The sequence below is a fragment of the Mycobacteroides saopaulense genome, from assembly GCF_001456355.1.
Taxonomy (GTDB): domain Bacteria; phylum Actinomycetota; class Actinomycetes; order Mycobacteriales; family Mycobacteriaceae; genus Mycobacterium; species Mycobacterium saopaulense.
In genome coordinates this window covers 3,247,504-3,271,254 of the sequence record NZ_CP010271.1, presented here as the reverse complement: position 1 = coordinate 3,271,254, position 23,751 = coordinate 3,247,504, and the positions used below count along the sequence as shown (strand labels likewise).

Here is a 23,751-nt window from a genome sequence, read left to right as displayed (position 1 = left end):
CCATGGGGATCTGGTCAGCGAACCGATCGGCGTCACCGAGGGGTGCGCGGTCGGCCATTTGCCGGGGCGTGGGTACCCCGCCGGAGCTGCGGACAATTCGCCCGAGCCTGTGCTCGGCAATCTGATTACGCCAGTGACAAGAACCACAACGGTTCCCGGGCAGTGATGCGTGTCATCGGGTACGCTCGCGCGGTGCATGACCGAAAACCCCAGGTAGGACTATTGTTATGGTCGCTGATGTAATTAGTTGCGACAAGTTGCTCAGGCACCCGCGCGGGCTTGTGTGGGAGCTCATCAGCTCACCCGACATGTACCCCATGTTCTTTACCGGGGTCGGTTCCTGTGAGACCTTGATCGAGAGCACTGAGGCGGGCCCCGATCCCGAATACCTGGTGCTGGCCGCCAAGACCAAAGCTCGTGTTCGGCTGATTCTCAGCAACACCAAGGAGAGCCTCGCGATCGAGGGTGTCGACAACGACGGGTTGATCTCGGTCCGATTGTTCGAGGAGCGTTCTGCACAGACCCGGGTCCGCGTCACGGTGTTGCGGGCAGCCTCGGTCCTGCCTGCCGGTATCAAGAAGCCGAGCGTGGCCGTCAATCAATGGTTGATGGACGGGTTGGACAAAATCGATGACTATCTGTCCGGCGCGCCTACTTCTACCGTCTCCAATTCGGGTGATAGCGGAAATCTTCAAGTCAGCATCGCCCGGCTGATGGTCGGTGTGGGCGTGGTGCGCATCCCGCGGCCCGACCGTGGTCTTCGCCAGCTGGGTTCCTTGGCGCGGTGGGGATTCACCCTGCAGGGTGGGTACGCGGCCGCGGCGGCGCGCGCTCCCAAACAGCTCGCGATCGCCGACGACGCCGGACAGTTGACCTTCGAGCAACTTGACCGTCGCGCCGAGGGGCTGGCCACGGGTCTGATGCGCGACGGCATCAACGAGACATCCAAGATTGGCCTGCTGGCTCGCAACAACATTGCCATGGTTGAGTGCCTGATTGCCTTCGGGATGCTCGGCGTCGACGTGATGTTGCTCAACAACGCGCTTGCAGCAACCCAGATTCAGATTGCTGTGGCGCGTAACAACCTCACCAAGGTGTTCGTGGACGACGAGCTCGACGAACTCGTCAGGTACGTGCCGTGGGAGGTCGAACTCGTCAGCACCGGCCGGCGCAGCGCCATCCAGGGGCGCCGTGGGCTGGATGACTTCGTGGTAGCCGACAAGCCGGGAGTGTTGCCGCCCACCCGGCCCGGCCACCAGGTGGTGCAAACCTCGGGAACCTCCGGAACGCCCAAGGGGGCGTTGCGGCCGACACCGCGCGGGTTCGCCGTCATCGCGGCGATGCTTTCGCGGATGCCCATGAAGATGAACGAGACCATGCTCATCTCGGCGCCCATCTTCCATGCCTGGGGGCTGGGCTGCCTGCAGATCAGCACACCGCTGCGGGCGACGGTCATCCTGCAGGAGAAGTTCGATCCAGAGGAATGTCTGCGCGCCATCGCCACCCGCAAGGTGACCACGATGATCGCCGTTCCCATCATGTTGCAGCGCATCGTCGACCTGCCGGCCAAGGTGCGCCAGAAATACGACACATCGAGCCTGAGGCTGGTCGCTTGCAGTGGATCGCCGCTGAATGCCTCACTGGTACAGCGGTTTACCGAGGCGTTCGGTGAGGTGCTCTACAACTTCTACGGCTCTACCGAGGTGTCCTGGGCCACCATCGCCGATCCCGAGGACCTGGCGATTGCCCCCACCACGGTGGGGCGGCCGCCGTTGGGCACCACGATCGCGATTTTGGACGTCGACCGGCGGCCGGTGCCGCGCGGTGTCACCGGCCGGATCTTCGTCGGTAACGAGATGCTGTTCGAGGGATATGTCGCGGACCCGTCACCGGCGTCGGTGAACGGTCTGTTGGACACCGGCGATCTGGGTCACCTGGATGCCGACGGACGCCTGTACATCGACGGTCGCGATGACGAGATGATCATCTCCGGTGGCGAAAATGTGTTTCCCCGGCCGGTAGAGGACGCGTTGTCCTTCCTGCCGCAGGTGGCCGACGTGGCTGTCGTGGGAACCTCCGATGACAACTTTGGCCAGCGACTGTCGGCATTCGTGGTGCGGCACAAGGACGCTGGTCTGGACGGCGACATGGTGCGCGCCTTCATCAAGAACCGGCTCAGCAAGTTCCATGTGCCGCGCGACGTGTACTTCGTCAAGGCGCTGCCGCGTACGTCGACCGGTAAGGTCATCAAGCGGCTACTGCTCGCCGACTGCGAGCGTGACGGGATCAGGCCCGAGTAGGCGAGGCCGCCCATCCGCTCCAGCGGGACACGTCGGTCAGCACCATGGGTCCCGTCGGCGGCGTCTGGCGATACTGCCGATATTTGTTGGCCAGCAGGGTGATCCATGTGGGGTCGGGTGCATGGAGCACGCGCGCGATGCCGTCGGCGCGCGCCCACCACAGCGTGGCCCAGTCCTCGTCGTAGTGATCTGCCAGGAAACTCACCGCGGGATTCGTGGTGATGTTCCGTAGGCGTTGTAAGTCGTTGTGTGACTTCGGTTTGTGATCAACCGCCCAGCAGATGACGTCGTCGGCGATGGCGAAGGTCACTGGAACCAGGTGCGGCGCACCGGATTCGTTGACCGTTGCCAGCCGTGCCACTGCCGCCTCGTGGAAGCGGCCGCGTGCGTCGGCGGGGTCGAGTCGCACGCCTAGCGCGCGCCTCCGTTGCAGATGTTGGCCAGCACGTGGAAGTTGTTGACGCCGTCGAACAACAGTCCGCCGACCGCGGCGCCGCGATCGACGATCTCGGGGGAGGAGCGCACCTCGGGGGTGGCGGCCAGCCAGGTCCCGGAGAGGTCGTAGGCGCCGGTAAGCCCGTCGGCGTAAGCGGTGAGCTGTTGGCGCGCACCCGGCTCGGTGACACCGTCTAGGTTGGCGCGGACGCCGTCGTTGACGCGTCCCCACATGTCGCGGGCTTGGCCGACGGCCTCGACCTGACGGTCCAGGCCGGAGTAGGCGGGATTGTCGGCGCGCAGATACATCAGGGCCTCGGTGACGATCGGGCCGTTGTTGGCTGGATCGTCGACTGCCTTCGACATCTGGTCGATGGCAGCGCAGGTCGACTCATCGGCGTTGGCGGCCGGCACGCCGGCGCCGAATGCGATGAGAGAACAGCTCGCCGTGGCAAGCAGACCTGACCGAACCCACATATGTCCTCCACAAGATGAAGTATCACGTCGATAGAAACGGGAGCTTAGCTGGCTTTGCCAGGCTTCGCTCAGCTGGCTCGTAGAAATCCACTGCGGCCCCTCCGGATGAATCCCGGAAGGGCCGCAATGGATCTTGATCAGTGCATCACTTGAGTTCTGCGGAGCTCAGCCCCAGCAGACGGCGGGCGACCACCAACTGCTGAATCTGCTGGGTGCCCTCGAAGATGTCCAGGATCTTCGAATCGCGGCCCCACTTCTCCAATAGGGTGCGCTCGGAATAGCCGGTGGTACCGGCCATCTCGACGGCCTTGAGGGTGACGTCGCTGCCGACGCGGCCGGCCTTGGCCTTGGCCATCGACGCTTCCATCGAGTTGGGGATGTTGTTGTCGGCCTGCCATGCGCTGCGCAGGGTCAGCAGGTACGACGACTCCCAGTCGGCTTCCATGCGCAGGAACTCGGCGGCGGCCGCGTGCTGAGCGTGCGCCGGCCGGTCGTAGGAGATCTCGATGCCCGCGTCTTCGAGGATCTTGCGCAGTTCCTCCAGCGAGGCCCGCGACACGCCCACGGCCATGGCCGCCACGATCGGACGGGTGTTGTCGAAGGTGCTCATCACACCGCCGAAGCCCTTTTCGGTGTTGATCTCCGGGTCGGACAGGATGTAGTCCTTGGGGATCCGGGCATTGTCGAAGCGGATGACCGCGGTGTCGGATGCCTTGATGCCGAGCTTCTCCTCGAGACGCTCGATCGTCACTCCGGGGTGCTCGCGCGGCACCAGGAAGGACTTGATGGCGGGACGGCCCTTGGTTTTGTCCAGCGTGGCCCACACCACGATGTGGGTGGCGCGTGAACCCGCGGTGACGAAGATCTTTTCGCCGTTGATCACGTACTCGTCACCGTCGAGCTTTGCGGTGGTGGTGACCGCGGCGGAGTCCGACCCGAAACCGGGCTCGGTGATGGCCATGGCGGCCCACACCTTGCCGAACTTGTCGGCGTCTTCCTTGGTCGTCACGCTCGATACGGCGGCGTTGCCCAGGCCCTGGAAGGGGATGGTCAGCAGCAGGCCGCAGTCGCCCCAGCTCATTTCGAGGGCGTTGAGCAGCGCGGACATGTTGGCGCCGTTGACGTTCTGCTTCTCGGTGTTCTCCTCGGCGCGGAAGGCCTCGGCGCCGGCGAAGGCAAACGTCCCGGCTGCGGTGACGCCGGCGAACAGCGTCTCCAGGGTGTCCAGTTCGACGGGGTAGGTGTGCTCGGCCAGGTCGTACTTGCGAGAGATCGGCCGCACCAGCTCGGCAGCGCCCTGGTGCCCCTTCTCCTGAACGGCCTGCAACTTCTTGGGGAGTTCCAAATTGATTGCCATGGAAAGACTTTCGGTTAGTAGGTAGGCCAGGGGCTAGAGGACGACGACACCTTCGGCGACACCGATGGCGCGCAGGTTGCGGTACCACCGCTCCACCGGGTGCTCCTTGGTGAAGCCGTGGCCGCCAAGCAACTGCACGCCGTCGAGGCCGATCTGCATGCCCTTGTCGGTGGCGAGCTTGCGGGCCAGCGCTGCCTCACGGATGAACGGCAGGCCCTGCTCGGCACGCGAGGCGCCGCGGAGGGTGACCAGCCGCAGGCCGTCGAGCTCGATCGCGATGTTGGCGCACATGAAGGCAACGGCCTGGCGGCGGGCGATGGGTTCGCCGAACGCCTCACGCTGCTTCACGTAGGGGATGACGTAATCGAGCACGGCCTGGCCGGTGCCGACCGCGAGCGACGCCCAACCCAGACGGGCGAGGGCGACGGCCTCGGAGTAGTCCGACTCGCCCGCGCCGTCCTCGCCGAGGATGTTGGCGGCGGGAACTGCGACGTTGTTGAGGTTCAACCGGCCCAGCGCCGCGCCGCGGATGCCCATGCTCGGGTCCTCCTCGACGGTGATGCCCTCGGTGCCGGACTCGACGATGAACAGCGTCGGGCGGCCGTTGTAGTTGGCGGCCACGATGAACAGCTCGGCCTGCGCGGCGGCCGGGACCAGCGACTTGGTGCCGTTGAGGCGGAATCCGCTGGGGGTGCGGGTGGCCGTGGTCTTGAGGCTGAAGGGATCGAAGAGGGCCTGCGGCTCGGCGATCACGACCGAGGCCTGCGGCACGTTCTCGCCCGCGAACTCCTTGAGGTAGGTGGCCTGCTGGTCGGCGCTGCCCCAGTTGGTCAGCGCGCTGGCCACACCCGAGGGGGCCAGGATCGGCAGGGCCAGGCCCATGTCGCCGTACGAAAGCGCCTCGGCGACAAGTGAATTGGTGACAGTGGAGCGCTGTGAGGCGATGCCGTCGAAATCCTCGGGGATGTTGATGGCGGTGACGCCCAGCTCGGCCACCTTGCTCAGCAGGTCGGCGGGGTAGGTCTTGTTCTTGTCCGACTCGTAGGCGGCCGGGCGGATGACCTCGACGGCGAATTCCTTCACCGTGTCGGCGATCATCTTCTGCTCGTCCTCGGGGTTGAGGTCGAAGTAGTCGGCGTTCGCCTTGTCGAGGCGCTTGGGTCCGCCCTTGCTGCCGGTCACCTTCTTGAAGGTGCGGTTGGCAACGCCGAGGGTGGTGAACAGACCCTTCGTGGTCTCGAAGATGCCCTTGTTGAAGGCTCCGCGCAGGTTGTACTTGTCCAGCAGCTCCGAGCCCGCGATCGGGGTCAGCACCGCGATGAGGATGTCGATCGCGCCACGCTTGTGCTTCTGGAGGCCGACGCCGGTCTCGTGCTTCGCCAGGCTCTTGCTCTTGGCGGCCTTTTTCTCGTCGCGCGGAGTCAACGTGTTGGTCATGTCACCAGCCGTTTCTGGGGTCAAAGGGGTTCTGCCGGAGTATCTGGTCGTTACCTTACTCCGAAGTAAGAACCGTATCTTACTAAGCGGTAAGATCCTTACAAAACGAGGTACATGTCACACCCCCGGTAATGCCCACGAGCAGACGAAAATGTCCTCGACACGCCGGCAAGACGCGCGCGCTTTGACGTCTGCCTCGCGCGAGGGAGCGCGAAGCAGGTGGTGTCGGGGCGCGTTAGGCGAGGGCCTTGAGCACCTCGTCGTGCAGCAATCCATTGGTGGCTACTGCGCTGCCGCCATGTGGGCCGAGCTCACCGGCCAGATTCGTGAACCGGCCACCGGCCTCACGCACCAGGATGTCCAGCGGCGCCAGATCCCACAGCGAGACCTCGGGCTCGGCGGCGATATCGACCGCGCCCTCGGCCAGCAGGCAGTAGGAGAAGAAGTCGCCGAACCCCCGCACACGCCACACCGTGTCGGTCAGGTCGAGGAATCGGTCGCGTATCCCGCGGTCGGCCCAGCCCGAGATGCTGGAGAACGACAGGCTCGATGCTCCCAGCCGGTCCACGCCGGAGACGTGTATCGGCCGATCCTCGCCGGAGCCGACACGGCTGTGCGCGCCGAGCCCAGCCGCCGCCCACCACCGGCGGGAGAGTGCGGGGGCGCTGATGACGCCGACGACGGGCACGCCGTCCTCAAGCAGCGCGATGAGTGTGGCCCAGACTGGGACGCCGCGTGCGAAATTCTTGGTGCCGTCGATGGGATCGATGACCCATTGCCTGCCGGTGAACGTGGCTTCGCCGCCGTACTCTTCGCCGAGCACCGAGTCCGCCGGACGCGAGCGGTGCAGCAGTGAGCGCAGGACCGATTCCACCGAGGTGTCCGCGTCGGTCACCGGGGTCAGATCGGGCTTGGTGTCCACTCGCAGATCCAGCGCTCCGAAGCGCGACGTGGTGATTTCGTCGGCGGCATCGGCCAATTCGAGTGCCAGCCGACGGTCTTCGCGCAAGGACACGGTGGGCGTCATGCCTGCAGTCCTACCATGTCAGTGTGTGGGAATTCTTGGTGCTACTGCTGATCGGCGGCTCGCTCGTCTTCGTCATCACGCAGATGAGACGCGGTCGGCAAGCTCAACCCGGCATGAATGCCGTGGAAGGGACCCTGTTGGTGACGGGGGTCAGCCCCCGGCCGGAGGGGGTGACGGGCGAGCAGCTGGTCACAATCACCGGTGCGCTCAATGGTCCAACGGTGGCCGAATACATCACCTATCGGCAGATCGTGCGCGACGTCAACGACTGGCCACGTCTCGGTGATCTGATCCCCGTCCTGTACCCACCGAAGAACCCCGATCGCTGGAACATACTGCTGGCGCCGCTGCCCGGCCCCACGCCGCAGCAGTATCCGGGTGGGCCCGGATACCCGAGTGGTCCTCCGCCCATCGAGAACATCGATCCGGTGCCTCCCGCCGCGCCACCTCCCGGACCTGTCGAGGGACCGTTCTCCACCGACGATCCCGCCAAGAAGCACGAGCCACCGCCGCGGTACTACGAACCGCCACCGCTGTAACGGGGCGGCCCGAACCAGTTCTGCAGTGCGCCGTTGAGCCCGGTCGTGGTGCTGTCGCCCACCCAGGCGACGTAGCCGTCCGGCCGGATCAGTATGGCGTGCGGAGCCTCGACCGTTCCGATCACCGGCAGCTCGAAAGTGCAGTCTGCTTCCAGGTATCGGGCCTCGACGACATCGACTCGATGTGACCATCCCGAGGTGCCGGTGATAGCGGTGCCCAGGTTGAGCAGCACGCCACGGCCCTCGTGCAGCAGCGTGCACACGCGCACCGTTCCCCGTGCGGTATGCACCTCCAGGTCCGGCATCCGCCGCCCGAGCAGGGGATGGCCGGGGCCGGCCTCGGGAGCGAGGTCGTAGTGGATGTCCAGGCCGTTCATCATCGCCGCGATCTGGCGTCGCGGCTTCTCCAGGGTCAACAGATCAGACATGATGTCGCGCAACGCATCAACCCGTTCACCGGGGCGGCTCAGTGCTGTTTGTGCCAGGGTGTTGTGCAGCACTCGCGCCGCGACCGGATGGCGCTCGGCGTGGTAGGTGTCCAGCAGGCTTTCCGCTGATGTGCCGTTGACAACCTGTGCCAGCTTCCAGCCCAGATTGACCGCGTCCTGGATTCCGGTATTGAGGCCCTGTCCGCCGATGGGGAAGTGCACGTGGGCGGCATCGCCGGCCAGCAGCACCCGGCCCTTGCGGTATGCCTCGGCCTGTCGGGTTACGTCGGTGAATCGGGAAATCCATGTGGGACTGTGTATTCCGTAGTCAGTGCCGCGGACGGATAACAATGCTTCGCGCAGATCGTGCAGCGTCGGCGTATCGGTTCGCCCGAGTTGGGGCTCGGTCACCAAAACCCGGATCGGTCCGTCCTCTTCGAATTTGAAGAAGGAATGCAGCGCGCCCTGCCGGTGGATGCCCCACTCCGGTTCCTCGGTGACCTGGACATCGGCGACCAGGCAGCTGGTCGAGGGATCCCAACCGGGAAACTCGATTCCGGCCGTCTTGCGCACCAGGCTGCGGCCACCGTCGCAACCGACCAGGTACTGCGCGCGCAGCGTCGAACCATCGGAAAGGTCGATATCAACCGTGTCATCGGATGAGATGAATCCGGTGACCTCGCGCCCACGGTAGATGGGCACGCCGTACTCGCCGAGCCACTCGCACAGGGTTCGTTCAATGCGGTACTGCAATAGCGCTAGCCCGAAGGTATGCCGAGTGGGCTGGTCGGTCGTGTCCAGTAGGAGTGCGGAGAAATGCGCGACCGGCGCCGAGAATCCTTGGGGCAGGAAGCGGTCGACGATGCCCCGTTGATCAAGCACTTCCAGGGTGCGTGAGTTCATGCCGCCGGCGCGCGAGCCTTCCAGCTCGTGGGTGCTGCGCCGCTCGACGATTGCGACATCGGCTCCCGCCAGGGCCAGCTCACCGGCCAGCATCAATCCCGTCGGTCCGCCGCCGGCAATTACCACCGCGTGTTCGGTCATGAAGACGAAGCTACCCGAAAAATAAGTAAAATAAGAGAATTATAAGGAAACATTAAGGCCGGGTCGTGCGGGTCAGCGCTCCTTGTCCCGCTGTAGGTGGTTCGCCAACGCGGCCAGCCGTTTCTCGTTCTCGCGCTTGAACATTCGCTCCGCGATGGGCTCGATGACCGCCGGTCTACAGGTGAAGGTCATTGTGTACGTCGCCAGCGACATGTCCTCCCGGTGGTCCGCCGAAGCGTCGGTGTCATCGCTGTCGATCGGTTCGTGGCGCAGCGAGGCAGCCCACTTGGTGAAGAACGGTGGTTTGGATTCGAGTTTGATCGCGGCCAGATGCGGCGGTTTGAACGTGACGTATCGGGTGCGAAACGAGTATCCGCCCAGGATCCGGCGCGCGGTGCACACAGCGACCGTGCCGACGCCTATGTCGGAGCCACCCTCGACATACGCGCGGCGCAGCAGGGTGTCCCACTCGAGCCGTCGGCCGTAATCGTGGATCAGGTCGAATGTCCGCTCACAGCTGGCCGGCATCACCTGCGACACCACGATGTGGACGGTCATGGATGAGCCGCTTGTGTGAGGGCCGACATCATGGCTCGCCGTGCCGCCCGGTCGCGGCCAGCAGCTCGGGCACCGTCTCCAGCTTCACGCGGGGACGTCCCTGCGGCTCGCCGGTGGCCCGTTCGTGCGAATCGATGGTCAGCCAGTCGGACTGCGACACGATGTGAGGTTCGTGGCCCAGGAGCCATTCCTCCAGGGCCGCGACGTCGGGGGCGGCCCCGAGGTCGGCGGTCGCCAGATCCGCGAGCAAGGTATCCACCGTCTCCTGTGAATCGCTCTTGTTGGTTCCGATGACGCCGACCGGGCCGCGCTTGATCCAGCCGACCACGTACTCGTTCTCGCGTCCCTCGATGCGCCCCGCGTTGTTGAGGATCACCCCGCGCCGGGAATCGAAGGGCAATCCGGGCACGGGCACTCCGCGGTACCCGATGGCACGCACCACCAGATGGGTGGGCAGTGTTTCGCGCTCACCGGTATCACGCGCCACCACGTAGCCGTCTTCTTCGACTAATTCGTTGCGGCCCACAGTGATTGATTCGACCCCGTTGTCACCGTGCAGCTCGATGGGGGACGTGCGGAACTGGAACACCACCCGACGATGTCCCTCGGTGTGTGGTCGCTCCGAGAACTTGCGAAGGGTATCGATGTTGGTGCGGGTCGGTTTGGGCGCGGCCGCCAGTTGTTCGTCGGTGATGCCTGCCAGGTCTTGCGGGTCCACCACGACGTCGACACCGGGCAGATCACCCATCTCGCGCAGTTCCAGCGGGGTGAAGGTGGCCTGCAACGGCCCCCGCCGTCCGATGATCACCACTTCACGGATCGCGTTGTGGTCCAACGAATCCAGCGCCCGATCGGCGATGTCGGTGGTGTGCAGCGACTCCGGATCCATGCCGAGGATGCGTGCCACGTCCAGCGCCACATTGCCGTTGCCCACGACCACGGCGCGCTCACCGGAGAGGTCTACCGAGACGCTCTGATAGGTGGGGTTGGCGTTGTACCAGCCCACGACGTCGACGGCGGCGATGCAGCCGGGCAGCTGATCGCCCGGGATGCCCAGGGGCTTGTCGGATTGGGCGCCGACGGCGTAGATCACCGCGTCGTAGCGAGACGCCAATTCCTCGGCGGTTATCTGTGCTCCCACTTCGATGTTTCCGAAGAATCGGAAGCGTGGGTGCGTTGCCGTCTTCTCGAACACGGCACTGACCGACTTGATCTTGGGGTGATCCGGTGCCACTCCTGACCGAACCAAACCCCAAGGGGTGGGCAGCATTTCGAGCATGTCCACATGCACGTCGAAATCGGTGTGTTTGAGCAGCGATCCGGCGGCGAAGAAGCCCGAGGGCCCCGCACCGACGATGGCGACGTGAACGGCGCGCACCCTCGTCCATCCTTATCTGCCCGCCAGGGCAGCGGCTGTCGTCGGCTATGGGCTGGCCGACAGGGGGCTGGCCGCGGTCCTGTCCGGACGGGTTACCCCACCGATGCTAGCGACGGATTCGAGGGTGCGCGGGGAGACCTGCGGACTAGGCCTGCATTTCGTATGTGCCGGAGAGCGCCTCGACCCGGTTCCAAATCTCGTCGAAGCGTTCGGAATTGAATACCGGTTCTGAAATCACGTCCTTGGCCCACTGGCGCTGGGTGGCCGTGGCCTCGCGCTTACCCAGCAGGTCCACCGCGTATGTCGAGAAATCCCGGTTGAGGAACTCGAAGATCTGGTCGATCAACACGGAGTCCGTGCCGCGCAGCTGAGCCTGCTCCAGGATCAGACCGCCGTAGACCACCAGGGTGAACAGCTCGCCGATGCTCAGCTGCAGATCCAGCCCGGCGTTCTTGATGGCATCCCGCTCGCTTGAGACCAGGGTGGCCAGTGCCTCCGCGCGCTGGGTGAAGGCCGCGACATTCGGGATGTCGGCATTGGCCGCGAAGGGCTTACGCCAATCGTGGAACCGGATCTTGCCCAGGCCGCTGGCCGGTCCCTGCTGGAACAGGAACTCGTCGTCGCCGGCCTGCAGCTGAACGCCGGGAACCGGCAGGTCCTGCGCGTCGTGCAGATAGGCGGGCATGAACTTGAGGATCAGTGCCAGGTTGACCGCGACGGTGCCCTCGAGCTTGGGCAGGCCGGCCACGTCGATCCGGGCGGCGGTCGTGTAGCTCTCGGCCTCGAAGGCCTTGGCCGACATGACGTCCGCGAGCAACGCCAGCACCTTCTCGGCCTCGGTGGTGGCTTTCATCTTGGTCACCGGGTTGAACAGCAGGTAGCGACGATCCTCGGCGCTGGCAGTGCGGAAGTAGTCCACCGCACGCTCGCTGAAGAGCTTCATCGCCAGCAGGCGGGCGTAGGCGTCGACGAACTCGCGGCGCACATGGTCGAACTTGGTCACCGGGCTGCCGTACAGAATCCTGTTGTGGGCGTGGGTGATCGATTCGTAGAACGCGTGCGTGGACAAACCGATGCCGCCGAAGCACAGGTTGAACTTGCCGATGTTGACGGTGTTGAGCGCCGCGCTGAACGCGTCGGCTCCGACGTGCAGGATGTCGTCTTCGCTGACCGGATATTCGTTGAGCTCGAACTCGGCCACGTACATCTGGGACGGCACGACGTTCTTGATCACCGTGTAGTTGGGGTGCTCGCTGTCGGCGAGGAAGAAGACGTACTGGTCCAGGCCGTCACGCCCCTGTACTCGGCCGAACACCGAGACGATGCGGGCGCAGTTGCCGTTGCCGATGTAGTACTTGCGGCCCGAGGCCTTGTAGCCGCCACCCTCGACAGGGGTGAGCACCATGTCGCTGGAGTAGATGTCGGCGCCGTGCGCCTGCTCGGAAAGACCGAACGCGGCGACCGCTCCGCCGTCGAGCAGGTCGGCGGCGCGCTTGCGCGGATCAGCGTTGGCGCTCTGCCACACCGGGCCCAGGCCCAGCACGGTGACCTGCCACGGGTACCAATAGTTGAGGCCGTAGAAGCCGAGGATTTCCGAGAGCTTGGCCACGCGCGCGGTGTCCCAGCGCTTGTCGGCATGCCCGGCGCCGTCGGCGGCGGGGGTCAGGAAGGTCGCGAACAGCTTTTCGCGTGCCGCGAAGTCCAGGAAGTCCTGGTAGAAGACCTTATCGACGTAATCCTGGAGCAGCCGGGTTTTCCCGCGCTCCTCGAACCAATCGACGGTTGCCTTGAGCAGGCGACGTGTTTCGCCGTCGAATTCGGCGAAGTCGTCCTGGGTGGGGTGAAGCAATTCGGTCTTGGGGGCGGCGTTCGTATCCTGACTCACGGTCAGGAACCTACCACCGCGTCAGTTTGGATAGGGAGGGACGGGGATTTGAACACCGCGTGCACAACGTGCGGTGAACCCTGGGTACGCGTCAGTTGACGCGGCGCTCGGTCCCGCGGTCGGGTTGGTCGCCGTCATGCAGGCAGTGGCGGTGTCGGCGCCTGCCGAGCCGGGCGAGCGCCATCAACGCGAGATCGTCGGCATCCATCGCGGGCCGGTGTGGCACGTAGTCGTCCAGTAGGGCCACCTCGACACCCTGTTGGTGCAGACCGTCGCGGATGCCGGTCGTGAAGGTCGAATCGGCGCTGCGCGGCTGAGTGTGGTGTGAAAGGCCCTGTGCTGCGAGTGATCTCACCATGATGACGCCGCCTTGGCCGCGGTTGGCGATGCGCTGGCCGAATCGGTGGGTGAGGTAGAGCGTCCGCATCCTGTTGAGGTCGGATTCGGCGGAACGGCCGCCCGCGGCATCTTCGTCGGTGATGCACACCAACAGGCCCACGTCGATATCGTCGGTGGCCGCGGCGAGCTCGCCGGTGAAGACGTCGGGTGACGCGGTTCGGACGCTCACACCCGCGGTCATGGTCAGCGTGTACGCGTCGGCGCGCCCGCCATGTGCCGCGAGGACGACATTGATGCCGTTCGCCGCGATGTGGCGTGCGAAAGCGGTGGCGGTTTCGGTCTCTCCGGCCGCGATAACCGCCCACGGGCCGTACTGTGATCTTGGTAGCGCGGCCAGCTGTTTTCCGAAGGAGTACATGTCGACCGGGACCCCCAGCTAGCTAAGTAGTTAAGTATTGTATTTCTTGTTGAAATTCGATATATCAAATTCGACGGGATATTAGCAGTCGGGTAGCCGGATTGGGGTGCAAATGACCAAGCCCGCACCCGCCGTCGTCCGGGCTGCGCAGATCCTCGACTATCTGGCGGGGCGACCCACTCGCCCGATGTCGATGACCGAGGTCGCCGAGGCTGTCGGAGTCAATCCGGCGTCCACGCTCGCAATACTTCAGGCACTCACCGAGGCCGGCTACATCGTTCGCCACCCTCGCCACAAGACGTACTCGATCGGCCCGTCCATGCTGATCACCGGGCACGCCGCGCGGATGCGATTCGAGGTTGCCGACGTGGTGGACGCGGAGGTGAAGCGCTTGGCGGCCCAGTTCGGGACGGCGTGCACGGCGTCGATGATCGCGGGCGAGGACGTGGCGGTCATCTCCTCACACGGACGGTCGCCGACGGGCGGCAGCTATCAGGTGGGACAAAGAATCCGGTTCAGCGCGCCGGCCGGCCTGGTGTTCATGGCGTGGGCTCCGGAATGCGATGTGCGGCGTTGGCTGCTGCGGGCGGCGCCGGTAGTCACCGACGAGCTCTGGGACGGCATGCAGCGAATGTTGGCCGGGATTCGGCAGCAGGGTTACTTCGCGTCCGTGCAAAGCGATCGCGTGGACAAGTTCTATATGCAGTGGGGCGACACGGCCGTCCAGGGCACCGTCGGCGAGCGGCTCGACACCATCGAGTCCATGCTCAGCTCACTGCTGGCCCGCATGGGCGAGCCGATCGATTTCAGCGAGCCGCGGCGCATCGGCTTTCTCGGCGCGCCCGTCTTCGGCGCCGATGGCGAGGTCGCGGTGATGCTCAGCGTGTTGGGAACACCCGAGCGCCTCACCGAAGCCGAGGCGATCGACGCGGGCAATCGACTGCGATTCTGCGCCGATCACATCACCTCCGTCACCCACGGCAGGCAGGGCGCCGGCCCGTAGACATCGGGTGGGAATGGACCACGCGATGTGCCCGGTAACCTGAACTGTTGTGGATCTGGACTGCCAAGCCGACATCGCCGACCTCGACACGACTCTCACCACGGTGGAGCGGGTGCTCGACGTCGACGGCCTGCGTGCCCGGATCAAGACGCTCGAAGAAGCCGCCGCTGACCCCAACCTGTGGGATGACCAGGCGCGTGCCCAGCAGGTGACAAGCCAGCTCTCACACGCCCAGGGTGAGCTGCGACGCGTCGAGGAGCTTCGCCAGCGCCTCGACGACCTTCCGGTTCTCTATGAGCTTGCCGAGGAGGGCGACGACGCCTCGGTGGTCGCGGAAGCCGATGCCGACCGGGCCAAGCTGCGCGAAGACATCGAGGCCATGGAGGTCCGGACACTGCTGTCCGGCGAGTACGACGAGCGCGAGGCCGTGGTCACCATCCGGTCTGGCGCCGGCGGTGTGGACGCCGCGGACTGGGCCGAAATGCTCATGCGTATGTACATCCGCTGGGCCGAGGCGCACAAGTATCCGGTCGAGGTGTTCGACACCTCCTACGCCGAAGAAGCGGGGATCAAGAGCGCGACCTTCGCCGTGCACGCGCCCTTCGCCTACGGCACGTTGTCGGTGGAGCAGGGCACGCACCGGTTGGTGCGGATCAGTCCGTTCGACAACCAGAGCCGTAGGCAGACCTCGTTCGCCGATGTCGAGGTGCTCCCGGTGGTGGAGACCACCGATCACATCGACATTCCCGAAGGGGACCTGCGCGTTGACGTTTACCGATCGAGCGGCCCTGGTGGTCAGTCGGTGAACACCACCGACTCCGCGGTGCGCCTCACGCACATTCCCACCGGGATAGTCGTCACCTGCCAGAACGAGAAGTCGCAGCTGCAGAACAAGGTCGCCGCGATGCGCGTTTTGCAGGCGAGGCTGCTGGAGCGCAAGCGCCAGGAGGAGCGTGCCGAGATGGACGCGCTCAAGGGCGACGGCGGCAGCTCATGGGGTACCCAGATGCGTTCCTATGTGTTGCAGCCCTACCAAATGGTCAAGGACCTGCGTACCGAATACGAGGTGGGCAATCCCGCGGCGGTGCTCGACGGGGACATCGACGGATTCATCGAGGCGGGAATCCGGTGGCGCAACAGGCGCGATGATTAGAGCCGCGGAATTCAGTGCGGCGAGTCTTCGCCTAGCAGAACGCTGGAACTCCTTCTGGTCCAGCCAGGTTGGGCGCTGGCTGCTCGACAATGGCCTGCGTATCGTCATCGCGGTCCTGGGTGCGATGATCCTGGTGCGCTTCATCAACTGGGGCGCGCAGAAGATCACCCGACGGCTGGATCGCTCGTTCACGCAGAGCGACGCGCTGGTGCGTTCGGAAGCCAGCAAGCACCGGCAGGCCCTTGCCTCGGTGGTGTCGTGGATCGTGGTCGTGTTGATCGTCGTGGTCACCACCGTCCATGTCGTTGGCGTGCTGGGGATTTCGATCGGCGGGCTGGCGGGCCCGGCCGCCGTGCTCGGTGGTGCGCTCGGCTTCGGTGCGCAGCGCGTGGTCCAGGACCTTTTGAGCGGCTTCTTTCTCATCACCGAAAAGCAGTACGGCTTCGGCGATCTGGTGGAGCTCGAAGTTCAGTACGCGACGGCGGCGTCGCGCGGCACCGTCGAGGAAGTCACGTTGCGGGTTACCAAGCTGCGCTCGGGCGATGGCGAGGTGATCACCATTCCCAATGGGTTGATCGTGAAATCGGTCAACCTGTCCAAGGACTGGGCCCGCGCGGTCGTCGACATTCCGGTGCCGACGAGCGTCGACCTGGCCCGCGTCAACGACGTGTTGTACGACGTCTGCCAGCAGGCGCTGGTCGACCGCGATCTGTCTCAGCTGCTTCTGGATGCCCCGTCGCTCATGGGCGTGGAGAGCATCGAGATGGAGCGGGTCAACGTGCGCATGGTCGCGCGGACCTTGCCCGGTAAGCAGTTCGAGGTGGGACGCCGTCTGCGCGCCAAGGTGATCGCCGCGCTGGCCAAGTCGGGTATCGCGCTGGTCGGGGACAGCCGCCCGGTGGTGCGGACGATGTCGTCGTCGAGCTCCGGTGAGCTCAAACGTGAAGGCAAGCGCGAAGAAGCCAAGCGCGAAGAAGAAGGTGTTGACACCAAGCCGCAACCGATCGTGCAGGCGGAGGAGCTCACATGAGTGAATCGCGCCAGGAACCGTTCTGGGAAAAGGTGCTGTCCCAGGCTCAGAAGCTTCGAAAGAAGGTCCGCGTTCGGACCTCCACCGTCGTGCTTGTGCTTGCGTTCATCGCGACGAGCTGGCTTTACGACGTCACCCGGCCCGAGCCCGCGCCGCCGCAGCCGCCCCCCGGCTATACCTGGGTGCCCAAGCCCAGCGTCACGACCACCACGCCGCGGCCGGTGCAGACCACCACACGACGCCCGACGACCACCACGCCGCCTACGACCACGACGACGACGGAGCCGACCAACACCATCGTCACGACGTTTCCGACGTTGACGCCCAGCGGTACGGCCCCGACACCCCCGACGACGACGCCACCTCCGCCGCCGGGCATATTGCCGCCCTGGCTGGTCCCGCCGCAGCTGCCGCAACTGCCGGGAGCACCTCCGCCGCCGGCTCCGAACCCCGCGCCCTAGTGCGCCCTCACGGTCATCACGGTTTTCCCGGCTAGACTGGCGTGCCGTGATCAGCCTCGACAAGGTAACCAAGCTCTATAAATCGTCGGCTCGGCCCGCGTTGGACAACGTGAGCCTCGAGATCGACAAGGGTGAGTTTGTGTTCCTCATCGGGCCGTCGGGTTCGGGTAAGTCGACATTCATGCGGCTGCTGCTGGGTGAGGAGCTGCCGACCAAGGGGGAGATCCAGGTCTCCAAGTTCCACGTCAACAAGCTGCGGGGCCGCGAGATCCCGCACCTTCGGCAGACGATCGGCTGCGTTTTCCAGGACTTTCGACTACTGCAGCAGAAGACGGTCTACGAGAACGTCGCCTTCGCGCTGGAGGTGATCGGTAAACAGACTGACATCATCAACCGGGTGGTCCCCGAGGTACTGGAGATGGTCAACCTGACCGGTAAGGCCAGCCGCCTGCCCTCAGAACTCTCCGGTGGAGAGCAGCAGCGTGTCGGTATCGCGCGCGCCTTCGTCAACCGTCCGCTGGTGCTGTTGGCCGACGAGCCGACCGGAAACCTGGACCCCGAGACCAGTGAAGACATCATGGCGCTGCTGGAGCGGATCAACCGCACCGGCACCACCGTGCTGATGGCGACACACGACCATCACATCGTCGACTCGATGCGCCAGCGCGTGATCGAGCTGGAACTGGGCAAGCTGATCCGCGACGAGCAGCGCGGTGTCTACGGGGTAGATAGGTAAGTGGAATAGAACATGCGTTTTGGATTTCTGTTCAACGAGGTCGTCACGGGCCTGCGCCGCAATGTGACGATGACGGTGGCGATGATCATCACCACCGCCATCGCGATCGGGTTGTTCGGTGGTGGTCTGCTGGTGATATCGCTGGCCAAGAACTCGAAGGCCATCTACCTGGACCGTGTCGAGACGCAGATCTTCCTCACCGAGGATCTGTCGGCCAGTGACACGGACTGCAGCAGCGACATCTGCAAGGGCATCCGCGACGAGATCGAAAAGCGGTCCGACATCAAGTCGGTGCGCTTCGTGAACCGCGAGGACGCGTACGCCGACGCCGAGAAGCGGCTGCCGCAGTTCCGCGATCTCATGAAGGACGTGAGCAAGGACGCGTTCCCCGCCTCGTTCATCGTCAAGCTCAAGGACCCGGAGGCGCACGCCGAATTCGACGACTCGTTCGTCGGCAAGCCCGGTGTGAAGGGCGTGCTCAACCAGAAGGACCTGATCGACCGCCTGTTCGCGGTGCTGAACAGCCTGCGCGACGCGGCGTTCATGATCGCGCTGATCCAGGCCGTCGGCGCAGTCCTGTTGATTGCCAACATGGTTCAGGTCGCCGCCTACACGCGGCGTACCGAGGTCGGCATCATGCGGTTGGTGGGCGCCACCCGCTGGTATACCCAGCTGCCGTTCCTGCTGGAGGCGGTGATCGCCGCGCTCGTCGGTGTGGCGCTGGCGGTGATCGGTCTGATCGTGGCGCGGGTGACCATCCTCAACGGCGCGCTGCAGCAGTTCATTCAGGCCAACCTGATCGCACCGATCACCTATGGCGACGTGTTCCTGGCGGCCATTCAGATGGCGGCGCTGGGCATCTTGTTGGCCGGCGTGACCGCCTACGTGACGCTGCGTCTGTACGTACGTAGATAGGCCCTGCCCATGAGTAAGAAACCAACCGACGGACGAAAGGTCATCGCGACCAATCGCAAGGCGCGGCACAACTATTCGATTCTCGATGTGTACGAGGCCGGTGTGCAGCTGGTAGGCACCGAGGTCAAGACCCTGCGCGAGGGCAAGGCCTCCCTGGTGGATTCGTTCGCCACCGTCGATGACGGCGAGGTGTGGCTGCGTGGGGTGCATATCCCGCAGTACGACCACGGCACCTGGACCAACCACGCGCCGCTACGGAACCGGAAGCTATTGTTGCACAGGGCGCAGATCGACATGCTGGTCGGCAAGACCCGAGATGGCAACCTCACGCTGGTCCCGCTGTCGCTGTACTTCCTGGACGGCAAGGTGAAGGTGGAGTTGGCGTTGGCGCGCGGTAAGCAGGCGCACGACAAACGTCAGGACATCGCTAAGCGGGATGCTTCGCGCGAGATCACCCGCGAGCTGGGGCGGCGCGCCAAGGGCATGTAATTCAAGCGGATTACGCGGCCAGAGGCTGCGTCGACTCGTGTCTGCGCTGCCGTTCGACGGTGACCAGATAGAACGCCCACGCGAACGCGAAACTCGTGAAGAGGCTGGAGACGAAGTAGAGCCAGGGGCGCCGGATGCCGCGGCGATACCCGTCGACCATCGTCATCAGCGGCAGCAGGATGACATTGCCGATCGTGTAGTCCTGCCCGGCCGAGCCGGCGGCGGGGTTGGCGAACATCAACCGGATGTAGTCGACCCAGCCGGTCACGGGATTGGACACGTGGTACTCGGCGACGTACCGGATGTTGAAGTACCAGCCCAGCGCGATCGAGGCGATGCCCACGACGTAGTACACGATCTCAAGCATCGACAGCGCGGGACCCGTTGCGGGGCGGGCGAATATCGCTCGGTTCGACGCGACGATGACCACGATGACCGCGATACCCAGGACCGCATGCACGATGAGCGACACCATGCCCGGAGCCTGGCAGCGGCGGCAAGTTTTGTCAATAGTGACATAACTCGCCCGGGGCTGTCCGTGCGGTACCTTTCGAGGATGGTCAGGCCTGCCCAGACGGTGCGTAGCGAGCGGACTCGCGCGGCGCTGCGGCAGGCGGCGATAGTGCGCTTCCTCGGGCAGGGTGTCGAGGACACCTCGGTGGAGCAGATTGCCGCGGACGCGGGCGTCTCGCTGCGCACCTTCTACCGCCACTTCGAGTCCAAGCATGATCTGCTGTTCTTGGACTACGACCTGGGTTTGGAGTGGTTTCGCAATGCCCTGGATGCGCGGAGCCCTGGCGAGCCGATCCTGGATTCGGTGGAGTCGGCGATCTTCAGTGCGCCATATGACGTCGACGCGGTGGTCAAGATTGCGACACTGCGCAACCAGGAGCTCGATCGGGCGCGCATCGTGCGCCACATCCGGCAGGTGGAGGCCGAGTTCGCCGAGGCGATCGAGGAGCATCTGGTTCGTGACGGTGGTGACAACGTCAATCCTGATGTGCGCCTGCGCAATACCGTGACGGCTCGCTGTATTGCGGCGGCTGTTTTCGGGGCGATGGACGCATGGATGCTCGGGGAGGATCGGACGCCGGATGAGCTGGCGCGGTTGAGTCGCACCGCGCTGGACTCGCTGAAGGCGGGAATCGGCGAGGTGTCCTGACCCAAGTTTTGTCACTATTGACAAAACTTGGTAAGCCGTGTCAGCGTGGGGTGATGGCGGACTTCGAGGCGATCGTGATCGGCGCGGGGCACAACGGGCTTACCGCCGCCGCGAAACTGCAACAGTCGGGGCTGCATACGCTCTGCCTCGATGCCAAGTTGTACGCCGGCGGCATGGCCTCGACGGTGGAACTGTTCGACGGGTATCGGTTCGAGATCGCCGGATCGGTCCAGTTCCCCACGTCCGCGGTCCTGAGCCGTGATCTGGGCCTCGATGCACTGCCGACGGTGGACCTCGACGTGGTATCGGTGGCGCTCAGGGGGATTGGCGACGAACCGCTGGTCTACTACAGCGACCCGATGAGGCTGCTGACCCATCTCAATGAGGCGCACGGAGCCGAGGCGGTCAACGGCATGGCGGGAATCATGGCGTGGAGCCAGGCGCCCACGCGGGCGTTGGGGCGTTTCGAGGTGGGGCAACCGCCCAAGACGTTTGACGAGATGTATGCCTGCGCGACAAATGAATTCGAGCGGTCGAGCATCGACGAGATGCTGTTCGGATCGGTGACCGACGTGCTGGACCGGTACTTCCCCGACAAGGAGAAGCACGGTGCGCTGCGCGGGATGCTGGCGTTCCTGGCGTTGAACATGACCTACCGCGGTCCGGAAACTCCTGGCAGTGCCGCCGCGTTGGCGTTCGGGTTGGCGATGCCGGATTCGACCGCGTTGCAGATGAAGAAATTGCGCGGTGGCATCGGTGCACTGACATCGCATCTGCGGGATCAATTCGTCGCGCGCGGCGGCGAGGTGCGGTTGCGCAGCAGGGTGATCGAGATACTCACCGCCGACGGCCGCGTGTTGGGTGTGCGGCTGGAGGATGGATCGACGATCACCGCGCCGGTGGTCATTTCCTGCGTCGCACCGGATCTGACCGTCATGGAGATGTTGGATACCTCGGTGGTTCCACCGGATCAGCGTGAGCGATTCGCTCGGGTCGATCACCGCGGCAGTTATCTGCAGATGCACTTTGCCCTCGACGCACTGCCGGAATTCGTGGCGCCCTACGAGAGCCTGAACGATCCGGAGATGCAGTCGACGGTCGGCATGTACAGCACGCCCGAAGAGCTACAGGCGCAGTGGGAAGACTGTCGACGCGGGATTGTGCCTGCCGACCCCGCGGTGGTGTTTCAGATTCCGTCCCTACATGACCGGCAGCTGGCGCCGGAGGGTAAGTACGCGGCCTCCGCGTTCGCGCTGTGGTTCCCCGTCGAGACCGGCCATGCCCGCTACGGCGAGATGAAGGTCGAGATGGGGGAGCGGGTGATGGACAAGATCTCGCGGTTGGCCCCCAATTTCCGAGACGTAGTGCAGCGGCACACCACGTTTACGCCGCGGCATATGGGCACGATGTTCGGTGCGCCGGGCGGTGACTATTGCTTCGGGTTGGTGCACGCCGACCAAATCGGGATCAACAGGCCGGGGCCACGCGGATACCGGGGTCACCCCTTGCCCGTCGACGGCTTGTACCTCGGAAGCGCGGGATGTCACGGAGGCCCGGCGATTTCCTTCATCCCGGGGTACAACGCCGCACTGGAGGTGTTGGCGGACGCTCGCTAGAAGGTACGGCTGCCGGTGGGCGACAGCACGAATCCGTGTGGGCCGTCGCCCGTGAAATTGTTGGGCAGTATGCATATCGTCTCGCGCTGCTCGCTCACGCCGCACGTGATCACCTTGTCGGTCGCCTTGAGTCCATAGGTGATCTTCTGGCCCGCAGTCAGTGGGCGGTAGGCGCCGGGCTCGATGGCCGCCGGGCCGGCCGGTGACGCGTCGGGCCGCGCCACGATCTCTTGCTGGCCCAGGTCGGGCATGTGGGTCAAGCTGGCGGTCGGGGCGTTGAGTGACACGCTGGCGATGTTCTCGTCACCGGGCACTCCGGGGAGCTTGCCCCAGCAGGCTCCGTCGACGCCGGTGGCGCGGGAGTTCGCGGTGATGCGGCAGTGCAGGCCGTCCGGGGTGAGAAACTGCACACCCGAGGTCGCGTAGGCGGAGTAGGTCTCGAATGCCGTCGGCTCGACCGATGTGTAGCCGTCCAGGTTGGGTACCGCGGGTTCGGCAGCGGCTTGACCAGCGAATATGGCCGCGCCGACCACAACGGCGACAGAGGTGCTCAGCAGCATGCGCATGTGATTACTCCCGAAATCGGCGACTTCCGGCTGACGCTACCGTGGCGCGGGCCGGTTATTCGGTGGCTTCGTGGATCTGCGGCGGTACGATGGAGTGTCCCACCGAAGGTCGGTGGGGTGACGGGGCTGAAAGGTTTCGACAGCGAGTCTCGACTTAAGGGAAGCGTGCCGGTGCAGGCAAGAGACCACCGTAAGCGTCATTGCAACCAATTAAGCGCCGATTCTCATCAGCGCGACTACGCACTCGCTGCCTAAGCGACTGCGTGTCTGTCAGACCGGGACCTCCCGCGGCCCGGACCCTGGCATCAGCTAGCGGGATCAACCGGTGGCTTCGGCCGCGGAAGCCACCGGGACATCAAACAGCGGCTGGGATCGTCATCTCGGCTTGTTCGCGTGACTGAGAGATCCGAGTAGAGACACAGCGAACTGCGCACGGAGAAGCCTTAATGAACGGCCGTTGGACCCGGGTTCAATTCCCGGCAGCTCCACAGAAGAAGACCCCCCGAATGTTTCGGGGGGTCTTCTGTTTAGTTATGCACCCGGTTGGCGTCCGGACAGGACGGGGAGCACGTGCTCGGCCAGCAGCGGCGCCAGATCCGTGGGATACGGCTCGTCGAGCGACTGCCAGCGCAGCTCTTCGATTTCGGCGGAGGGCTGACTGACAGGAACCGGGGGATGCACGAAGACCGTTGACTCGACTGCGAATCCCGGCTCGTTCGCCGCCGCAGCCCTGAACACTCCGATCGGTTGCAGGGCAGCGGGTTCCAGGTCTATCGACAGCTCTTCACGAACCTCCCGCACGGCGGTCTCTGCGGCGCTTTCGCCCACCTCGGGCTTCCCGCCAGGCAACATGAACCGGCTGCTGCCGCGTTTTCGGACGGTGAGAACCGCTCCACGGTCATCGCGCAATACCACCGCGCTGACCCGGATGGTGGGCGTGGTCTCGGTGATGCTCACCGCGCCAGCATAGAAACAGAAGCAGCGTTGGAGCGACCCGA

General features: G+C 64.8%; 24 protein-coding genes and 1 other RNA gene. 11 read left to right on the top strand and 14 right to left on the bottom strand.

Annotated features, from left to right (window positions below):
* Nucleotides 1–227: 227 nt before the first annotated feature.
* Nucleotides 228–2,300: an acyl-CoA synthetase gene (locus tag MYCSP_RS16405; RefSeq protein WP_162266252.1), complete on the top strand. Its 2,073-nt coding sequence runs from the start codon at nucleotides 228–230 to the stop codon at nucleotides 2,298–2,300.
* Here MYCSP_RS16405 and MYCSP_RS16400 read toward each other — a convergent pair.
* From MYCSP_RS16400 to hisN, 5 genes are all read right to left on the bottom strand, one after another.
* The gene (locus MYCSP_RS16400) at nucleotides 2,287–2,709 is read right to left on the bottom strand and encodes a TIGR03668 family PPOX class F420-dependent oxidoreductase (RefSeq protein ID WP_083013585.1); all 423 of its coding nucleotides are present in this window, start codon (nucleotides 2,707–2,709) and stop codon (nucleotides 2,287–2,289) included. The two genes, MYCSP_RS16405 and MYCSP_RS16400, sit on opposite strands and share 14 nt — an antisense overlap.
* A 2-nt stretch (nucleotides 2,710–2,711) precedes the next feature.
* The gene (locus MYCSP_RS16395) at nucleotides 2,712–3,212 is read right to left on the bottom strand and encodes a hypothetical protein (protein ID WP_070909643.1); all 501 of its coding nucleotides are present in this window, start codon (nucleotides 3,210–3,212) and stop codon (nucleotides 2,712–2,714) included.
* Between the two features lie 145 nt (nucleotides 3,213–3,357).
* A complete protein-coding gene (locus tag MYCSP_RS16390) occupies nucleotides 3,358–4,569 on the bottom strand; it encodes an acyl-CoA dehydrogenase family protein (RefSeq protein WP_030096980.1) in 1,212 nt (403 codons plus the stop codon).
* 33 nt (nucleotides 4,570–4,602) lie between these two features.
* Complete coding sequence (locus MYCSP_RS16385; protein WP_088414395.1) at nucleotides 4,603–6,006, bottom strand: acyl-CoA dehydrogenase family protein; 1,404 nt, start codon at nucleotides 6,004–6,006, stop codon at nucleotides 4,603–4,605.
* A gap of 235 nt (nucleotides 6,007–6,241) precedes the next feature.
* Complete coding sequence (gene hisN, locus MYCSP_RS16380) at nucleotides 6,242–7,033, bottom strand: histidinol-phosphatase (protein WP_070909647.1); 792 nt, start codon at nucleotides 7,031–7,033, stop codon at nucleotides 6,242–6,244.
* A 23-nt stretch (nucleotides 7,034–7,056) separates the two neighbouring features.
* Here hisN and MYCSP_RS16375 point away from each other — a divergent pair, with 23 nt between their 5' ends.
* Complete coding sequence (locus MYCSP_RS16375; RefSeq protein ID WP_088414393.1) at nucleotides 7,057–7,572, top strand: hypothetical protein; 516 nt, start codon at nucleotides 7,057–7,059, stop codon at nucleotides 7,570–7,572.
* Here the strand turns inward: MYCSP_RS16375 and MYCSP_RS16370 are convergent.
* The 5 genes from MYCSP_RS16370 to MYCSP_RS16350 all read right to left on the bottom strand — a co-directional run bounded on the left by MYCSP_RS16370 (nucleotide 7,551) and on the right by MYCSP_RS16350 (nucleotide 13,622).
* On the bottom strand, nucleotides 7,551–9,044 hold the full coding sequence (locus tag MYCSP_RS16370; RefSeq protein ID WP_088414391.1) for an FAD-dependent monooxygenase: 1,494 nt from the start codon (nucleotides 9,042–9,044) through the stop codon (nucleotides 7,551–7,553). The two genes, MYCSP_RS16375 and MYCSP_RS16370, sit on opposite strands and share 22 nt — an antisense overlap.
* Nucleotides 9,045–9,116: 72 nt before the next feature.
* Nucleotides 9,117–9,602 carry an SRPBCC family protein gene (locus MYCSP_RS16365; protein ID WP_088414389.1) on the bottom strand — a complete coding sequence of 162 codons (486 nt, stop codon included), beginning with the start codon at nucleotides 9,600–9,602 and terminating at the stop codon, nucleotides 9,117–9,119.
* A 28-nt stretch (nucleotides 9,603–9,630) separates the two neighbouring features.
* Complete coding sequence (locus tag MYCSP_RS16360) at nucleotides 9,631–10,980, bottom strand: FAD-dependent oxidoreductase (protein ID WP_088414387.1); 1,350 nt, start codon at nucleotides 10,978–10,980, stop codon at nucleotides 9,631–9,633.
* A 145-nt stretch (nucleotides 10,981–11,125) separates the two neighbouring features.
* Nucleotides 11,126–12,865, bottom strand: a complete 1,740-nt coding sequence (locus MYCSP_RS16355) for an acyl-CoA dehydrogenase (RefSeq protein ID WP_070909653.1) — start codon at nucleotides 12,863–12,865, stop codon at nucleotides 11,126–11,128.
* 91 nt (nucleotides 12,866–12,956) lie between these two features.
* Nucleotides 12,957–13,622: a Rossmann-fold NAD(P)-binding domain-containing protein gene (locus tag MYCSP_RS16350; RefSeq protein ID WP_083013583.1), complete on the bottom strand. Its 666-nt coding sequence runs from the start codon at nucleotides 13,620–13,622 to the stop codon at nucleotides 12,957–12,959.
* A 112-nt stretch (nucleotides 13,623–13,734) separates the two neighbouring features.
* On the opposite strand from MYCSP_RS16350, the gene MYCSP_RS16345 reads away from it, so the two are divergent.
* From MYCSP_RS16345 to MYCSP_RS16335, 3 genes are read left to right on the top strand one after another with little or no spacing between them, the layout of a single operon-like run.
* Nucleotides 13,735–14,625, top strand: coding sequence for an IclR family transcriptional regulator (locus MYCSP_RS16345; RefSeq protein WP_083013670.1), 891 nt, complete (start codon nucleotides 13,735–13,737; stop codon nucleotides 14,623–14,625).
* Between the two features lie 49 nt (nucleotides 14,626–14,674).
* Complete coding sequence (gene prfB / locus MYCSP_RS16340; protein ID WP_083013582.1) at nucleotides 14,675–15,778, top strand: peptide chain release factor 2; 1,104 nt, start codon at nucleotides 14,675–14,677, stop codon at nucleotides 15,776–15,778.
* Complete coding sequence (locus tag MYCSP_RS16335) at nucleotides 15,771–16,808, top strand: mechanosensitive ion channel family protein (protein ID WP_083013581.1); 1,038 nt, start codon at nucleotides 15,771–15,773, stop codon at nucleotides 16,806–16,808. The genes prfB and MYCSP_RS16335 overlap by 8 nt, the downstream gene beginning before the upstream one ends.
* Before the next feature lie 172 nt (nucleotides 16,809–16,980).
* Here the strand turns inward: MYCSP_RS16335 and MYCSP_RS23650 are convergent, their stop codons facing one another.
* Nucleotides 16,981–17,187, bottom strand: coding sequence for a hypothetical protein (locus MYCSP_RS23650; RefSeq protein WP_083013580.1), 207 nt, complete (start codon nucleotides 17,185–17,187; stop codon nucleotides 16,981–16,983).
* A 128-nt stretch (nucleotides 17,188–17,315) separates the two neighbouring features.
* Here MYCSP_RS23650 and ftsE point away from each other — a divergent pair, with 128 nt between their 5' ends.
* The 3 genes from ftsE to smpB are packed head-to-tail and all read left to right on the top strand — an operon-like array spanning nucleotide 17,316 to nucleotide 19,409.
* Complete coding sequence (gene ftsE / locus MYCSP_RS16325) at nucleotides 17,316–18,005, top strand: cell division ATP-binding protein FtsE (protein WP_070909664.1); 690 nt, start codon at nucleotides 17,316–17,318, stop codon at nucleotides 18,003–18,005.
* 12 nt (nucleotides 18,006–18,017) lie between these two features.
* Nucleotides 18,018–18,920: a permease-like cell division protein FtsX gene (gene ftsX, locus MYCSP_RS16320; protein WP_070909666.1), complete on the top strand. Its 903-nt coding sequence runs from the start codon at nucleotides 18,018–18,020 to the stop codon at nucleotides 18,918–18,920.
* 9 nt (nucleotides 18,921–18,929) lie between these two features.
* Complete coding sequence (gene smpB / locus MYCSP_RS16315) at nucleotides 18,930–19,409, top strand: SsrA-binding protein SmpB (RefSeq protein WP_070909668.1); 480 nt, start codon at nucleotides 18,930–18,932, stop codon at nucleotides 19,407–19,409.
* Nucleotides 19,410–19,419: 10 nt separating this feature from the next.
* Here the strand turns inward: smpB and MYCSP_RS16310 are convergent, their stop codons facing one another.
* Nucleotides 19,420–19,884 carry a DUF2834 domain-containing protein gene (locus MYCSP_RS16310; protein WP_088414383.1) on the bottom strand — a complete coding sequence of 155 codons (465 nt, stop codon included), beginning with the start codon at nucleotides 19,882–19,884 and terminating at the stop codon, nucleotides 19,420–19,422.
* A gap of 81 nt (nucleotides 19,885–19,965) precedes the next feature.
* Here MYCSP_RS16310 and MYCSP_RS16305 point away from each other — a divergent pair, with 81 nt between their 5' ends.
* Both MYCSP_RS16305 and MYCSP_RS16300 read left to right on the top strand, forming a co-directional pair.
* Nucleotides 19,966–20,571, top strand: a complete 606-nt coding sequence (locus tag MYCSP_RS16305) for a TetR/AcrR family transcriptional regulator (RefSeq protein WP_088414381.1) — start codon at nucleotides 19,966–19,968, stop codon at nucleotides 20,569–20,571.
* A gap of 53 nt (nucleotides 20,572–20,624) precedes the next feature.
* Nucleotides 20,625–22,187, top strand: coding sequence for a phytoene desaturase family protein (locus MYCSP_RS16300; protein WP_088414379.1), 1,563 nt, complete (start codon nucleotides 20,625–20,627; stop codon nucleotides 22,185–22,187).
* On the opposite strand, the gene MYCSP_RS16295 is transcribed toward MYCSP_RS16300, so the two are convergent.
* Nucleotides 22,184–22,753: a hypothetical protein gene (locus MYCSP_RS16295; RefSeq protein WP_070909678.1), complete on the bottom strand. Its 570-nt coding sequence runs from the start codon at nucleotides 22,751–22,753 to the stop codon at nucleotides 22,184–22,186. The two genes, MYCSP_RS16300 and MYCSP_RS16295, sit on opposite strands and share 4 nt — an antisense overlap.
* Nucleotides 22,754–22,875: 122 nt before the next feature.
* On the opposite strand from MYCSP_RS16295, the gene ssrA reads away from it, so the two are divergent.
* Nucleotides 22,876–23,244, top strand: a transfer-messenger RNA (tmRNA) gene (ssrA, locus tag MYCSP_RS16290).
* A gap of 40 nt (nucleotides 23,245–23,284) precedes the next feature.
* On the opposite strand, the gene MYCSP_RS16285 is transcribed toward ssrA, so the two are convergent.
* Nucleotides 23,285–23,668 (bottom strand): NUDIX hydrolase, encoded by a 384-nt coding sequence (locus MYCSP_RS16285; RefSeq protein ID WP_235629492.1) that lies wholly within the window; start codon nucleotides 23,666–23,668, stop codon nucleotides 23,285–23,287.
* Between the last annotated feature and the right edge of the window lie 83 nt (nucleotides 23,669–23,751).

Bases quoted from the DNA above. Each gene is read 5' to 3' on its own strand.
- MYCSP_RS16405 (WP_162266252.1), top strand. From the start codon at position 228: ATGGTCGCTGATGTAATTAGTTGCGACAAGTTGCTCAGGCACCCGCGC.
- MYCSP_RS16395 (WP_070909643.1), bottom strand. From the start codon at position 3,212: ATGTGGGTTCGGTCAGGTCTGCTTGCCACGGCGAGCTGTTCTCTCATC.
- MYCSP_RS16390 (WP_030096980.1), bottom strand. From the start codon at position 4,569: ATGGCAATCAATTTGGAACTCCCCAAGAAGTTGCAGGCCGTTCAGGAG.
- MYCSP_RS16385 (WP_088414395.1), bottom strand. From the start codon at position 6,006: ATGACCAACACGTTGACTCCGCGCGACGAGAAAAAGGCCGCCAAGAGC.
- hisN (WP_070909647.1), bottom strand. From the start codon at position 7,033: ATGACGCCCACCGTGTCCTTGCGCGAAGACCGTCGGCTGGCACTCGAA.
- MYCSP_RS16370 (WP_088414391.1), bottom strand. From the start codon at position 9,044: ATGACCGAACACGCGGTGGTAATTGCCGGCGGCGGACCGACGGGATTG.
- MYCSP_RS16365 (WP_088414389.1), bottom strand. From the start codon at position 9,602: ATGACCGTCCACATCGTGGTGTCGCAGGTGATGCCGGCCAGCTGTGAG.
- MYCSP_RS16350 (WP_083013583.1), bottom strand. From the start codon at position 13,622: ATGTACTCCTTCGGAAAACAGCTGGCCGCGCTACCAAGATCACAGTAC.
- MYCSP_RS16345 (WP_083013670.1), top strand. From the start codon at position 13,735: ATGACCAAGCCCGCACCCGCCGTCGTCCGGGCTGCGCAGATCCTCGAC.
- MYCSP_RS16335 (WP_083013581.1), top strand. From the start codon at position 15,771: ATGATTAGAGCCGCGGAATTCAGTGCGGCGAGTCTTCGCCTAGCAGAA.
- MYCSP_RS23650 (WP_083013580.1), bottom strand. From the start codon at position 17,187: ATGCCCGGCGGCGGAGGTGGCGTCGTCGTCGGGGGTGTCGGGGCCGTA.
- ftsX (WP_070909666.1), top strand. From the start codon at position 18,018: ATGCGTTTTGGATTTCTGTTCAACGAGGTCGTCACGGGCCTGCGCCGC.
- smpB (WP_070909668.1), top strand. From the start codon at position 18,930: ATGAGTAAGAAACCAACCGACGGACGAAAGGTCATCGCGACCAATCGC.
- MYCSP_RS16310 (WP_088414383.1), bottom strand. From the start codon at position 19,884: ATGGTGTCGCTCATCGTGCATGCGGTCCTGGGTATCGCGGTCATCGTG.
- MYCSP_RS16305 (WP_088414381.1), top strand. From the start codon at position 19,966: ATGGTCAGGCCTGCCCAGACGGTGCGTAGCGAGCGGACTCGCGCGGCG.
- MYCSP_RS16300 (WP_088414379.1), top strand. From the start codon at position 20,625: ATGGCGGACTTCGAGGCGATCGTGATCGGCGCGGGGCACAACGGGCTT.
- MYCSP_RS16295 (WP_070909678.1), bottom strand. From the start codon at position 22,753: ATGCGCATGCTGCTGAGCACCTCTGTCGCCGTTGTGGTCGGCGCGGCC.